Annotated in this window: 14 protein-coding genes; 11 read left to right on the top strand and 3 right to left on the bottom strand. The window is 72.3% G+C overall.

Going from position 1 to position 12,988, the window contains the following annotated elements; translation table 11 throughout:
- Positions 1-3: 3 nt before the first annotated feature.
- The gene (locus AC5WAM_RS06170; protein ID WP_495521881.1) at positions 4-1,335 is read left to right on the top strand and encodes a cation:proton antiporter; all 1,332 of its coding nucleotides are present in this window, start codon (positions 4-6) and stop codon (positions 1,333-1,335) included.
- A gap of 98 nt (positions 1,336-1,433) precedes the next feature.
- Here the strand turns inward: AC5WAM_RS06170 and AC5WAM_RS06165 are convergent, their stop codons facing one another.
- Positions 1,434-2,312, bottom strand: a complete 879-nt coding sequence (locus tag AC5WAM_RS06165) for an SDR family NAD(P)-dependent oxidoreductase (RefSeq protein ID WP_495521880.1) — start codon at positions 2,310-2,312, stop codon at positions 1,434-1,436.
- Between the two features lie 165 nt (positions 2,313-2,477).
- Between AC5WAM_RS06165 and AC5WAM_RS06160 the strand changes: the two genes are divergently transcribed.
- The 8 genes from AC5WAM_RS06160 to AC5WAM_RS06125 all read left to right on the top strand — a co-directional run bounded on the left by AC5WAM_RS06160 (position 2,478) and on the right by AC5WAM_RS06125 (position 9,039).
- Positions 2,478-3,044 (top strand): hypothetical protein, encoded by a 567-nt coding sequence (locus tag AC5WAM_RS06160; RefSeq protein WP_495521879.1) that lies wholly within the window; start codon positions 2,478-2,480, stop codon positions 3,042-3,044.
- A gap of 87 nt (positions 3,045-3,131) precedes the next feature.
- Positions 3,132-3,542 (top strand): VOC family protein, encoded by a 411-nt coding sequence (locus tag AC5WAM_RS06155; protein ID WP_366789352.1) that lies wholly within the window; start codon positions 3,132-3,134, stop codon positions 3,540-3,542.
- 157 nt (positions 3,543-3,699) lie between these two features.
- A complete protein-coding gene (locus AC5WAM_RS06150) occupies positions 3,700-4,542 on the top strand; it encodes an RNA polymerase sigma factor SigF (protein ID WP_495523511.1) in 843 nt (280 codons plus the stop codon).
- A 388-nt stretch (positions 4,543-4,930) separates the two neighbouring features.
- Positions 4,931-5,803, top strand: a complete 873-nt coding sequence (locus AC5WAM_RS06145) for an STAS domain-containing protein (RefSeq protein ID WP_495521878.1) — start codon at positions 4,931-4,933, stop codon at positions 5,801-5,803.
- A complete protein-coding gene (locus AC5WAM_RS06140; RefSeq protein ID WP_366789354.1) occupies positions 5,800-6,198 on the top strand; it encodes an STAS domain-containing protein in 399 nt (132 codons plus the stop codon). The genes AC5WAM_RS06145 and AC5WAM_RS06140 overlap by 4 nt, the downstream gene beginning before the upstream one ends.
- A complete protein-coding gene (locus tag AC5WAM_RS06135) occupies positions 6,195-6,668 on the top strand; it encodes an anti-sigma regulatory factor (RefSeq protein WP_366789355.1) in 474 nt (157 codons plus the stop codon). The genes AC5WAM_RS06140 and AC5WAM_RS06135 overlap by 4 nt, the downstream gene beginning before the upstream one ends.
- On the top strand, positions 6,665-7,765 hold the full coding sequence (locus AC5WAM_RS06130) for an ATP-binding protein (protein WP_495521877.1): 1,101 nt from the start codon (positions 6,665-6,667) through the stop codon (positions 7,763-7,765). The genes AC5WAM_RS06135 and AC5WAM_RS06130 overlap by 4 nt, the downstream gene beginning before the upstream one ends.
- Positions 7,762-9,039, top strand: coding sequence for a PP2C family protein-serine/threonine phosphatase (locus AC5WAM_RS06125; protein WP_495521876.1), 1,278 nt, complete (start codon positions 7,762-7,764; stop codon positions 9,037-9,039). Before AC5WAM_RS06130 ends, AC5WAM_RS06125 begins: the two co-directional genes overlap by 4 nt.
- Positions 9,040-9,046: 7 nt before the next feature.
- On the opposite strand, the gene AC5WAM_RS06120 is transcribed toward AC5WAM_RS06125, so the two are convergent.
- Entirely contained in the window at positions 9,047-9,487 is a 441-nt protein-coding gene (locus AC5WAM_RS06120; protein WP_495521875.1) for an STAS domain-containing protein, read from the bottom strand.
- A gap of 186 nt (positions 9,488-9,673) precedes the next feature.
- Entirely contained in the window at positions 9,674-10,069 is a 396-nt protein-coding gene (locus AC5WAM_RS06115; protein WP_495521874.1) for an ATP-binding protein, read from the bottom strand.
- A 745-nt stretch (positions 10,070-10,814) separates the two neighbouring features.
- Here AC5WAM_RS06115 and AC5WAM_RS06110 point away from each other — a divergent pair.
- A complete protein-coding gene (locus AC5WAM_RS06110; RefSeq protein ID WP_495521873.1) occupies positions 10,815-12,092 on the top strand; it encodes an MFS transporter in 1,278 nt (425 codons plus the stop codon).
- Between the two features lie 85 nt (positions 12,093-12,177).
- Entirely contained in the window at positions 12,178-12,978 is an 801-nt protein-coding gene (locus AC5WAM_RS06105) for a phytanoyl-CoA dioxygenase family protein (protein WP_495521872.1), read from the top strand.
- Positions 12,979-12,988: the final 10 nt, after the last annotated feature.

Raw genomic sequence — 12,988 nt, 5'->3', positions numbered from 1 at the left:
ACAGTGAGTACACACGTCGTCGCGGCCGGGTCCTCCTCCGCGAGCACGGCGAGCCTGCTGAGCGCGCTGGCCCTCGTGCTCGCCGCCGCCTTCCTCTTCGCCAGGCTCGCCAAGGGCGCCCGGCAGCCCGCGGTCGTCGGTGAGATCGTCGCCGGCATCGCCCTGGGGCCCAGCGTGCTGGGCCTGCTGCCGGGCGACCCGGTCGAGACGCTGTTCCCCGCGGACATCAGGCCCGTCCTCCACGCGCTGTCCCAACTCGGGCTCGTCCTCTTCATGTTCGGCGTCGGCTATCAGTTCCACATCTCGCACCTGCGGCGACACGGCCGCCGCATCACGGCCGTGTCGCTCAGCTCCGTCGCCCTGCCGTTCGCCCTGGGGGCCGCTCTCGCCGTGGCCCTGGCCCCTTGGTTCCAGCGGTCGGACATGAAGACGGACGGCCTGCTGGTGCCAGCGCTGTTCCTCGGGGCCGCGATGTCCATCACCGCGTTCCCGGTGCTCGCCCGCATCATCAGTGAACGCGGCCTCCAGAAGGACCCCATGGGGGCCGTCGCCGTCGCGTGCGCGGCCGTCCAGGACGTCCTCGCCTGGATCATCCTCGCGCTGGTCGTCGCGCTCGCGGAGAGCTCCGGCCCCTGGCCGCTCGCCCGGATGGGGCTCGCCTCGGCCGCGCTGCTCGCCGGCCTGGTCTGGCTGGTGCGGCCCGCGCTGACCTGGGCGCTGGCCCCGGCACGCCCGTGGTCCGGCGCCCTGGTCACCCACGCCGTCCTCGTCGTGGGGCTGCTCCTGAGCGCCTGGGCGACCGAGGTCATCGGGCTGCACGCGGTGTTCGGGGCCTTCGCCTTCGGGGCCGTCGCGCCCCGGGCCGAGGTCGACGCGAGCGCTCCCGAGATCCCGGAGCGGATCGAGCAGACCAGCCTGCTCCTGCTGCCGGTCTTCTTCGTCGTCACGGGCCTCGCGGTCGACCTCGGCGGACTCGGCGGAAAGGGCGTGGTGATCCTGTTGGCCGTGCTCGTGGTGGCGTGCGCCGGGAAGTTCCTCGGTGCCGCGGGCGCGGCACGGCTCACGGGGGCGACCGGGCGGGAGGCGGCCGTCCTCGGCACGCTGATGAACGCGCGCGGCCTGACGGAACTCATCATCCTCAACGTCGGCCTCGGCATCGGGGCCCTGGACGGCCAGATGTTCACCGCGATGGTGATGATGGCCGTCGTGACCACCGTCATCACCGGCCCGCTGCTGGACCGCTTCCAGCGCCCGACGAGCCGGCGCGGCACACCCGGAGGCGCGAGCAGGACCGCCGTGCGCCTCCCGGCCGCCTCTCCGGACGAGGCTCGCTGACCGGTGGCGGACGGCGGCCTCGCCCGGCAGGCCCGGCCCGACCGGCGGCGCCGTCGTCGGTCGCCCTCGGTCGTCGCCGGGTCGTCGTCAGGACATCGTCAGGCCGTCGGCTCCTCGGCGGTGGAGCCCGGTGCGGCGATCGCCTGTTCCGCGGCGCGGCTGACGTCCTCCCACGCCGCCCAGGTGTCCATGCGGCTGCGCGTCAGGTCGAAGGCGAGGTCGTAGACCATGCTGCCCAACAGGAGCCGCAGCGGGGGTCTTTCGCTGTCCACGAGCTTGAGGAGGGCCTGTGCGGCGAGCCGCGGGTCGCTGTCGACGGAGCCCTCCGCGAACTGCTTCTCCAGCTCCGCCCGCAGGGGGGCGTACGCCTCCTGCGGCTCCGTGCTGCCCATGCGCGCGTAGAGGTCGGTCCAGTAGCCGCCCGGCTGGACGATGCTCACCTTGATCCCGAAGCCGGCCACCTCCATGGCGAGGGACTCGCTGAGGCCTTCGAGGGCGAACTTGCCGGCGCTGTAGAGACCGGTGCTCGGGAAGCCGCCCAGGGCGCTGATGCTGGAGATCTGCACGATGTGCCCGGAGCCCTGCGCGCGCAGGGTGGGCAGCACGGCCTGGCTCACCCAGAGCGCGCCGAAGAAGTTGAGGTCCATCAGGGCCCGCGCCTCGGCCTCGGTGAACTCCTCGACCATCCCCATCGACAGCGCACCGGCGTTGTTGACGACGACGTCCAGTCGGCCGAAGTGCCCCACCGCCTCGGCGACGGCCGCGAACACGGCGTCCCGGTCGGTCACGTCGACACCCAGCGTCAGGACGCGCCCGGGGTGGGCCGCCGCCATCTCCTCCAGCGGCCCGGTGGTGCGTGCGGCGACGGCCACGCGGTCTCCCGCGGCCAGCGCCGCCTCGGCGAAGGCGCGGCCGAGCCCGCGGCTGGCGCCGGTGATGAACCAGACGCGGTCGGCGCGGTGTGCTGTGGTCGACATGGGTCGTGCTCCCTGGGGACGGATGAACAGGCGAGACGATACGCATCGTCATGATCAAATATCCCTCATCCGGCGCCGCCGCGGTAGGGGCTTCCTCCGGGCCTTCGGCCGGGCACCTGTCTGGGACTTCGACCGGTTGTCGGACCCCTCCGCTAGCCTCCCCGCATGTCTCTCACCGTTGATCAGCTGACCGGATACGTGGAGCGGGACCTCGACGCCGATCTGGCGCGCTGGTTCCCCGGCGGGCCGCGGGTCGACGTGCCCGCGTCGACCCGCCCGGTCGCACCGTTCCTCGCCAGGCTCCCGCGCGACGCCGCGACCGCGCTGGCCGGCTTCGACCGCCGGGTCCGGTCGGGAACCCTGCCGGGGGTCCTGGACATAGCGGACTGGTCGTACGGCTTCGACTTCGCGGCCAACGACTGCCGGATCCTCGACTCCGACTACGAGACGGAGCTCTGCGACGACGACGTGTGGTCCGTCGGCGCCGACGGCGGAGGCAACTACTACGTCGTGCTCACCAGCGGCCGTGTCGCGGTGTGGTTCCACGAGGAGGAAGTCATCGAGGCCCGGACGCAGTACGACAGCCTCGACGTCTTCGTGTGGTCGGTCGTCCGGTACCACGCCGTGCGCGCAGGAGTCCTCGACCTGGCGGCCGTCGAGGCCGACTTCCGCGCCCTCGGGCAGCCCGGAGTGCTGGAACCGGAACATGGGCTTCTCGCCTCGCTGTCCTGAGACGGGTGCCCGCACGACCCCGTCCGCCCACGCGGCCCCGAGGAGCGAACTTCCGGGGGCGTACCGAAGAGAAGAAGGGAGAGCCCCATGACCGGACCGGTCACCGGGACGCTCCACCACGTCGAGATCTGGGTGCCCGACCTCGCCCGCGCCGTCACCTCCTTCGGCTGGCTCCTCGAGGCCCTCGGCCACACGGAGTTCCAGCGCTGGAACACGGGCCGCAGCTGGCGGCTCGGGGCGACGTACCTGGTCCTGGAGGAGTCCCCCGCCCTCACCTCGGACCGGCACGACCGGTGTCGGCCCGGCCTGAACCACCTGGCGTTCCACGTCCAGGACGCCCACGCCGTGGAGGCGCTGGCCGCCGAGGCGCCGCGGCACGGCTGGAGCCTGATGTTCCCCGACCGCCACCCGCACGCCGGGGGTGAACAGACCTACGCCGCCTACTTGGAGAACACCGACGGCTTCGAGGTCGAACTCGTCGCCGCGCCCCGCACCTGAGCAGTCGCATCCGGGGATCACCCGAATCCGCGTGCATGGAACAGCGAACGGCGGGCAGACGCACGTCACATCCCCCTCGGGGGAGGGGAGAGCCAGTGACGTCGAGAGAAGGGTGGAAGGTGTGGCTGCCGCGACAGGTGCAGTGTCCGAGGTCCAGGTGCCCGCAACGCACAGCGGCGCGGACGGTGAACTGCCACTGATCGAAGCGCCGCTGTCCGTCGAACCGCGCGACGCCCGGGTGCTGTCCAAGCAGTTCTTCGCCCGCCTCGCCGTGCTGGAGGAGGGCACCCATGAATACCAGTACGTCCGCAACACGCTGATCGAGCTGAACCTCTCCCTCGTCCGCTACGCGGCCAGTCGCTACCGCAACCGCGGCGACGAACGGGAGGACATCGTCCAGGTCGGCACGATCGGTCTGATCAAGGCCATCGACCGCTTCGACCTCACGCGCGAAGTGGAGTTCACCACGTTCGCCGTCCCCTACATCGTCGGCGAGATCAAGCGCTTCTTCCGCGACACCAGCTGGGCCGTGCACGTGCCGCGCCGCCTTCAGGAGGCGCGCATCGAGCTGGTCAAGGCGACCGAGGAGCTGTCCAGCCGCCTCGACCGCGACCCCACCACCGCCGAGCTGGCCGAGCTGATGTCCCTGCCCGAGGAAGAGGTCGTCGAGGCCCGCAAGGCGGCCAACGCCTATACGTCCTCGTCCCTCGACACCACGCTGCTCACCGGCGCCGGAGGGGACGAGAGCGAGGCCGTCCTCGCCGACTTCATCGGCGCGGAGGACGCCGGATACGAACTGGTGGAGGACCTGAACAGCCTGGCACCCCTGATCGGCGAACTGTCCGAGCGGGACCGGGAGATCGTCCACATGCGGTTCGTGGAGGAGCTGACGCAGGCGGAGATCGGCGAGCGGATCGGGGTGTCGCAGATGCAGGTGTCCCGCCTGCTGAACCGCATCCTCGGCCGGCTGCGCGCGGGCCTGCTGCCCGAAGGAGCCTGAACCTCACCGGCCACGGGTCGACCGGACAACTGCAATCGGTGCGCGGCGTCCCCACGCCGCCGCACGACAGGAACGCGGCGGGGCCGATACGCGGCCCCGCCGCGCTCGTCTGGGTTCCCCCGCCCCCGTCCGCGCCCGCTCGTGTGTTCCCGGATCACCCGTAAGTGCTGTGGTTCGTACGGGACAGAGGGGTACACGGAGTCGGACGAGCACGACCACCCCGCTCCGCCGCCGCGCGGAACCCGCCGGTAGCGGCGGCAACGGGGTCGATAACATGTGCCGGGCAGCGGGCGGAACCGGCCGGGTGAGCCGTACCCCGCCCAACTCCCGGTCAGCAGCAAAAGGATGACGCCCCGACGGGCGGATCCGGAAGGTGAGAGGTTGGGCTGTGACTGGCAGCGACACCGCCGTACGTGAACGCGTCACCGAGGTCCTGCGCGCGAACGCCGACGACATCGCGGACCGCTGGGTGCGGCTCCAGCGCGAGCAGGCCGTGCTCGGCAGCGACCTGACCGAGGGCGAACTGCACGAGGAGGCCGACGCCCTGGTGGGCGCCCTGACCGGGGCCCTGGCAGGCCCGGGTCACGCGCACGGCCTCGTCCACACCCACGAGGACCTCAACAGGAGCGTCACCGACCTCGCCCTGCGCCGGGCCCGCGCCGGCGCGTCGCCGACCGTGGCCTCGCTCGCCGTGCAGGCCCTCAAACAGGCACTGCTCGAAGCCGTGCGCCGCGGCACGCACGAGAGCGACGAGATCCTCGCGGCCGCGCTGCTCATCAACCAGCTCCTGGACAGCGCCGGGGCCCTGTCGTTCGAGGTCTACGTCGAAGGCCGCGAGGAGATCATCCGCCGCCAGAGCCGCCAGCTCCTGGAGATGTCCACACCCGTCGTACGCCTGTGGCGCCAGGTCCTCGCGGTGCCGCTGATCGGCACCCTGGACACCGCCCGCACCCAGATCGTCATGGAGAACCTCCTCCAGGCCATCCAGGACGACCAGGCGCTGGTCGCCATCATCGACATCACGGGTGTGCCCACCGTCGACACCGCCGTCGCCCAGCACCTCATGCAGACCGTGAAGGCGGTACGGCTCATGGGCGCCGACTGCGTCATCAGCGGGATCCGGCCGCCGATCGCCCAGACCATCGCCCAGCTCGGCATCGACCTGTCGACCATCCTGACCCGCGCCACGCTCGCGGACGCGCTCGCCGCCGCCATCAAGCTCGCCGACACCCCCGGCCCCGACGGGACGGACGGCCGGTGACCGAGCGCCCCACCGCGGGAGTGCCCATCCTGCGCCTCGGTGACGTCCTGGTCAGCGGGCTCCTCAACGAGCTCGACGACAAGTCGGCCCTGGCCTTCACCGAGGAACTCACCGAGACGATCGTGGCCAGCGGCGCGCGCGGCGTCCTCATCGACATCTCCCGCCTGGAGCTCGTTGACTCCTTCGTCGCCCGCATGCTCATGGACCTCAGCACCATGGCGCGGCTGCTGGGCGCCCGCGTCATCGTGGCCGGGATGCGCCCGCCGGTCGCCATCACCCTCGTCGAGCTCGGCATCGAGCTGGCGGGCGTCGAGACGGCGCTCAGCGCCGAACAGGGCCTGACCGCCCTGGGCTGGCGGAAGGGCACGCCTCCGCGGGAGAGGGCGGAGCCATGACGCGAGCCGACGCGGGCACCGCCGCCGCACCCCGCACCGAGGGGGCGCCCCGGGTCCGCCCGCAGGAGTCCACCACCCACACCGTGTACAGCGAGGAGGACCTGCTGCACGTCCGGCACGCCGTGCGGGCCGCCACCGTGCTCGCGGGCTTCGGCATCGTCGACCAGACCCGGGTGGTCACCGCCGCCAGCGAACTGGCCCGCAACGCCTACGTGCACGGCGGTGGCGGCACCCTCACCGTCGAGATCGTCCGCAGGCTCGGCACCACGGGCCTGCGCCTGACCGTCAAGGACGACGGGCCGGGCATCGCCGACGTGGAGGCCGCCCTCACCGACGGCTTCACCACCGGCGCGGGCCTCGGCCACGGCCTCGGCGGCGCCCGTCGGCTCATGGACGACTTCACGCTGCACACCGAGGCCGGGCGGGGCACGGTCGTCACGGCCGTCCGGTGGCACAAGAGGCGCGCGTGACCCCTGGCCCCGGCGGTGGACCCGGCGCCGCGCGGCCCGTCCTCGCGGAGCCCACCCGCGCCGTCCCCATCGACCACTTCAGCGCCGTGCACCTGGCCGCCGCCACCGCCCGCACCCTGGCCCGGCGGTGCGGGCTGCCCGGCGCCCTGCCCGACCGCGCGGCCGTCGTCGCGTCGGAGCTGGCCAGCAACATCGCCAAGCACGCCAGCGGCGGCAGCCTCTACCTCCAACGCCTCGCGCACGGCGAGGGCCTGGAGATCATCGCCGCCGACCGCGGGCCCGGCATGCGCGAGCTGGAGCGCTGTCTGACCGACGGCTACACCACCACCAACACCCTCGGCGCGGGGCTCGGCGCGATCCGCCGCATCGCCACCACCCTGACCATCCGGACCCGGGCGGGCACCGGCACCCTGGTCTGCGCCCGCCTCGCGCCCCCGCACCGCACCACGGACGCCGAACGGCCCGTGGGAGCCCTGTGCCTGCCCGCCGAGGGAGAGCGGCACTGCGGCGACGCCGCGGCCGTGGCCTGCACCGACCGCGGCCTGACCGCCCTCGCCGTCGACGGGCTCGGCCACGGAGCGGAGGCGGAGGAGGCCGCCCGCGCCGCCGTGCGCTGCTTCCACCGGATGCCCGACGCCGATCTGCCCGACCTGTTCGCCGCGGCGCACCGCGCCCTGCGCCACTCCCGCGGCGCCGCCATCGGCGTACTGCGCCTGCGGGACGACACCGTCGACTACTGCGGCGTCGGCAACGTACGCGTCGCGCTCCTGTCTCCCGACGACGTCGTCCGCAGGCTCAGCGGCCAGCCCGGCGTCGTCGGCTGGAACATGCCCCCGCCACAGGTCCGCCGCCTCGGCGTGCCCGCGGGCACGACGGCCGTGCTCCACACCGACGGCGTCGACCAGCGGTGGTCCCGGGACCCGGAGCCGTTCCTGCTGCGCCTTCCGCCGCCGCTGCTCGCCGCCGCCCTCGTCCACGGCTTCCGCCGCAGCCGCGACGACGCGACCGTCGTCACCGCCAAGAGCCCTCAGCCCCGGGCACCCCAGGCGCCCCAGCCCAAGACTCCTCGGATCGAGACCCCTCAGAGGCCCCGATGACCGCCACCGACCTGCGTTCCCTCCCGGCGCTCAGGCACGCCGTCCGCTCGCTCGCCGACACCCACCGCCTCGGCGTGGAGGCACGCGCCCGCCTCGCGCTCGCCGTCACCCGCGTGGCCGCGCCGGTCGTGGAGGCGGACCACCCGGTCACCCTGACCGCCACCCGGGCGGACGCCGTCGAGGACGGGGCGCCGCTGCTCGTCGTGACCCTCGACCACGGCGCACGCCGCGTCGACGTACCCGACGACGAGCTGCCCCTCGCCGCGCACAGCACCACGCCGTCCACCGTGACCTGGCACATCGCCCTCGACCTCGACACGGCCGGGGCGACGACGGAGCCGCAGGGCGCGGGCGAACTGCCGCACGGCGAGACCGAGGTGCTCCTCAAGGAACTCGGCGCCGCCCTGGCCCAGGTCGACGCCCTCAAGGCCGAACACCGCCTCCTCAAGCACGAACTGGCCGAGACCAACAGCGGTGTGCTCGCCCTGTACGTCCAGCTCGACGAGCGCGACCAGCAGGTGCGCCGCGCCCACGGCCGCGTCCTGCGCGAACTGGAGGACGCCCTGCGCCCGCCCGTCCTGGACGTGCCCGGCCTCGAACTGGGCGTGCACTACGCCCCGGCCGACTCCGAGGCACCCACGGGAGGCGACCTGTACGACTGGTTCGTACTGCCGGACGGCACCGTGCACATCACCGTCGTGGACGCGCTCGGCCACGGCGTCCGCTCCACCCGCACGGCCCTCAACGTCACGCACGCCGTCCGCACCCTGGCCCTCGAAGGCCACCCCTTGGAGTCGATCGTGGCCCGTACGAACGAGGTTCTCGCGCCCTTCGACCCCGCCCTGATGGCCACCGTCCTGCTGGCCCGGCTGCGCCCGGAGTCCGGCGAGCTCCACCTCGCGGGCGGCAGCCATCCGCCCGCGCTGCTCATGCGCCGGGACGGCGGCACCGAGTACCTCGAAACCCCCGGCCGGGGCATCGGCTTCCCGCTGCCCGGCAGCGAGGAGGTCCGCCGCACCCGGATGCGCCCCGGCGACCTGCTGCTGCTCTACACCGACGGCCTCACCGAGAGCCGCAAGGACCCCGAGGAGGGCGAGGCACGCCTCGCCCGCGCGGTCCGCGACCACGCCCACCGCCCCACCGCGCACCTCCCCAGGGCGCTCGCCAAGGAGATGCACGCGGTGATACTCCACGCCGACGACACCCTCGCCCTCGCGGTGCGCCTCGGCGCGGGGCCGACGGGGCCGGGCCGGGAGCCGGAACGGCGGGAGTAGGGCGGGGTCAGGAGCGCGGCGGCGACGCGTCGCCCACGCGGTCCTCCGCGGCGGGGCCCACGGCGTCCCCCGCGGTGTCGTCCACCACGTCGTCCACGGTGTCGTCCACGATGTGGAACACCCGCTCCGTGTGCGTCAGGCGCAGCAGATGGCGGACGCTGGCGGAGGGCCGCGCGAGCAGCAGCCGGGCACCCGAGTCCGCCGCCCGCTGCCTCAGGTTCAGCAGGGTGTTGAGCCCGCTGGAGTCGCAGAACGTGACGCCGTGGCAGTCCAGGACGAGGGTCCGCGACCCGTCCCCGAGCAGCGGTCCCGCGGCTTCGGCGAGCGACGGGGCGCCTTCCAGATCCAGCTCGCCGCGGAGCCGCAACACGGCCCGCGCTCCCGTGCGTTCGCCCTCGTGGCCGATCGCTTCCTCGTCCTCGCGGCCGAGCCAGAAGCGGTTGTCCATGGCTGCGCACCTCTCCCGGGCCGTCACCGCCCGACTCGCTGCTGACGTGCGTTCGTGGAGCTGACCTGTACCCCGACTCGACGTCCTTACCTGCTGGTCGATCATCGGAGCACATGTCGCCTTGCTCACACGCGGCACGCGTGGCACGCCTGCGGGAGACGAACCGGCCCGGGCCACCGCCGCAGTTCACGGCAGCGGCACGGTGGCGCGCACTCTCTTGCCGCCCGGACACCACTCGACGTCGAGGCGTCCGGCGAGGTCCCGCACCAGGTGGAGCCCGAAGCCGCCCGGACGCGCCGGGTCGAGGGGCAGGGTGCGTGGCGGCTCGTCGGCGGCGTCGTACACGGACACGGTCAGGCCCAGGTCGCTGTGGTCGAGCCGGAGGGCGGTCACGCCGCGGGCGTGCCGCAGCGCGTTCGTCACCAGCTCCGACACGACCAGGAGCACCGCCTCCGCCTGCCGTTCGTCCTCGTATCCCACCGACGCCATGAAGTCACGCGCCGCCGCGCGTGCCTCGGCCGCCGACACCGCCCCGTTACGCTCCCACTCGCGCACCACTCGCTGCTCCTTCGGAGGGTGCATCACGACAACCTCCCGTCGTTCCGCGGTTCACACCGATCGTTTGCCCCGATCCCCGCGGACTACGCGGAGGTTCTGGAGCGGTACGCGGACGCGGTGGACGCGGCGGCCGGGCGGGCGGGGAGCCGACGGGCGGGGCGGGCCGCGGGTGTCGATGCCGCCGGTGGACTCACCGGCGCGCCGCCTTGCTTTCCCGGTGTCCTCGGGGGAGTGCGCGCGGGGGAAAACAGACCCGCTGGAATGGAAAGGGCGGCGGGCGGCTCGAATGCGGCCGGGCAGCCGATGTTAACTCGCCGGTATAACTTACGAGTAGTTTATGGGGTGCGACGGCGTCAACAGCGCGAGCGGGCAGCGCAAAGCCAGCACATTCCCGTAGAAGTGGTGTAGACCATACTCCTGGCGCGGCACTCAGTCAACGTCTTGTCTTTCCATTCGGGGCGCGGGTAGATTCCCCGGCCATGCACCGCCTGGAATTAGCCGCCGTTGCACATGGTGAAATCCCTGGCGTTGCACATGTTGAAATGGTCTCAGATGGCAGGACAAGGATGGTGGAACCGAAGCTTCCTGTGCTTCTCTGAGCCCGAGCCGACCGACATCCGGGCACCGTACGGACCACCCCGTGCGCGCTTCCGTTTTCCTTTTCTTTTCTTGGCGGGGAGGGTCAGTGATTGCTGTGCACACGCATGGGCGGCGCCCGCACGTCACCCGCTCCTCCCGTGCGGCCTGCACCCGGTGTCGGAGGCCCGTGGTGAAACGGGACGCCCAGCGGCGCGACGAGCGCCTGCTGCGGACGGCCTTCATCATTTCCAGCACCGGGGACTGGGTATTCCGCTTCGCCTTGCCCGTGCTCGTGCTCCAGCTGACCGGTTCGGCTGTCTCGACGGCGCTGACCTACGCGATCGAATTCGTGCCCTTCGTGGTCATCGGACTCTTCAGCGGAGTTGTCGCCGACCGGGCCGACCGACGGCAATTGATGATTGCCTGCGACGTCGTCTCCGCGGCGATCGTCGCCGGGATCGGCGTGCTCTGTCTGATCGATCCGCCGACGGTCCTGGTGATGGCGGCGGCCTTTCTGCTGGGGTGCGTACGGCCGTTCTCGTTCCCGGCCTTCCAGGGGTTCATCACCGAGCGGGTCGCCGCACACCGGCGGGCCTCGATGAACGCCTGGGTCCAGGGGGCGGACGGCACCCTCGGCATGCTGGGCCCGGTCGCGGGCGTCGCGGTGGTCACGCTGCTCGGGCCGACCGCGGCGAGCTTCGTGAACGCGGCGTCGTTCGCCGTCTCCGCCCTGCTGATCGCGGCCACCGCCGTCGTCACGGCGGGGCGGCGGCTACGGGCCTCGTTCGGGGCGGCGTGCCGCTCGCTCGTGCCGGACGCCCTCGCGGCGCTGCGCATGGTGATGACGCAGAGCGCCCTCCTGTGGGCCACGGTCCTGCTGACCCTGGCGAACTTCACCTTCCCCGCCGCGGCCGCCAACCTGGTCTACATCGTGGCCGGGCCCAGCGGGGACGTCCCCGCCTCCCTCGCGGTGATCGCCGCGGCCCAGGGGCTCGGCGCCGTCCTGGGCGCCGCCGCGTCCCCCGTGCTCCTTCGGAGGTTCTCCGCGGGCGCGCTCATGGCGGCGGCCATGGCGGTGAAGGTCCTCGCCCTGACGCTGCCCGCGCTGTGGCCCGGCATCGGCGCGCTGACCGTGTGCTGGTTCGTCGTCGGCACGACGACCTCCACGTTCATCGTGCCGTGGCGCACCTATCGGCAGGGCGCGGTCGACCCGGAATTCCTCGGCAGGGTGGTGGGACTGCAGCGGGCCATTCCGTTCGCGGCCGTTCCGGTCAGTTCGCTGCTCGGCAGCTGGCTGGTCGTCGAGTTCGGGGTGGCCACCTTGTTCACGGCCATCGCGGTCATTCAGTTCTTCGTCTGGCTCGGTACTCGTTTCTCGCCATTGGGGAGATCCGGCTCGTCGAGTGTCGAAGTGGCAGGTCCGTCCGTAATTCCGGCGGCACAGCCGAGTCGCACCGGTGGGAATTGAGCCGACAACGGTTGTTCGAGCCGGTCGCACTGATAACATCCACAATTCACTGCGTCATTCCTGGTCACAGAAAGGTGTGGGGTAGATGCCATTATCCTTTGAAGGCAGTGAGACGCTGTCGGCGCAGCGGGAGCACTTCGCGGACTCGGGCTATCTGGTCCTGCCCGGCCTGCTGCCGGCGGCGCTGCGGGACCGGCTCGTCCCGGAAGTGGACCGCTGGGTCGACGAGGGGCTGCGCTCCCGCTCGATAGCCGCCTGTCTCGACCCGGGGCCCGACGGCGATCCACCGCCCGTGATGGAGCTGGAACTCTCCGCGCACGGTGAACTCCTCACCTACGACCCGCTGCTGCGGATCATCGCGGACCTCCTGGGCGCGCCGTTCGTCTTCCACCATCTGCACAGCGACCGGCACAACCCGGGAGCGCCCGGCAAGTCGTGGCACCACGACCACGAACCCAACGACCTGGGCGACCGCGACCTGGTGATGGTGCACGCGCTGCACTACCTCGGCGGCCTCGACGGCACGGTCGGCACCCTGACCGTGGTGCCCGGCTCCCACCGAGACCCCTGGAGCAAGTCGGCGCTCGCCCACCTCGGCACCACCGAACTGCCCGACGAAGTGGTCATCGACGACCTGCCGCCCGGCTCGACCGTGCTCATCAACTCGGCGCTGCTGCACGCCCGCAGGCCCGCGCCCAGCCCGCCGGGCACCCTACCCCGTTACTTCGTCGACGCCTCATACTGCCAGACCGGGGCGCGCTGGCGGCCCGTGAAGCCGTACTGGCGACACATGCTGGCCACGGCCCGCGCCCGCGACCTCGACGGCGGGCGCTGGCCGGAGCTGTTCGCGGAACGGCACTTCACCGAGTACGCCCGGTCGGCGTGAGAAGGGAACA

This window comes from Streptomyces sp. JLYT201 (assembly GCF_059448825.1).
Note: the sequence above shows the minus strand (reverse complement) of the source record. Positions and strands in the feature narration are given on the sequence as shown.

Excerpts from the sequence above, each read along its gene's own strand:
- AC5WAM_RS06160 (WP_495521879.1), top strand. The coding sequence starts at position 2,478 with ATGTCTCTCACCGTTGATCAGCTGACCGGATACGTGGAGCGGGACCTC.
- AC5WAM_RS06120 (WP_495521875.1), bottom strand. The coding sequence starts at position 9,487 with ATGGACAACCGCTTCTGGCTCGGCCGCGAGGACGAGGAAGCGATCGGC.
- AC5WAM_RS06165 (WP_495521880.1), bottom strand. The coding sequence starts at position 2,312 with ATGTCGACCACAGCACACCGCGCCGACCGCGTCTGGTTCATCACCGGC.
- AC5WAM_RS06125 (WP_495521876.1), top strand. The coding sequence starts at position 7,762 with ATGACCGCCACCGACCTGCGTTCCCTCCCGGCGCTCAGGCACGCCGTC.
- AC5WAM_RS06105 (WP_495521872.1), top strand. The coding sequence starts at position 12,178 with ATGCCATTATCCTTTGAAGGCAGTGAGACGCTGTCGGCGCAGCGGGAG.
- AC5WAM_RS06155 (WP_366789352.1), top strand. The coding sequence starts at position 3,132 with ATGACCGGACCGGTCACCGGGACGCTCCACCACGTCGAGATCTGGGTG.
- AC5WAM_RS06135 (WP_366789355.1), top strand. The coding sequence starts at position 6,195 with ATGACGCGAGCCGACGCGGGCACCGCCGCCGCACCCCGCACCGAGGGG.
- AC5WAM_RS06115 (WP_495521874.1), bottom strand. The coding sequence starts at position 10,069 with ATGCACCCTCCGAAGGAGCAGCGAGTGGTGCGCGAGTGGGAGCGTAAC.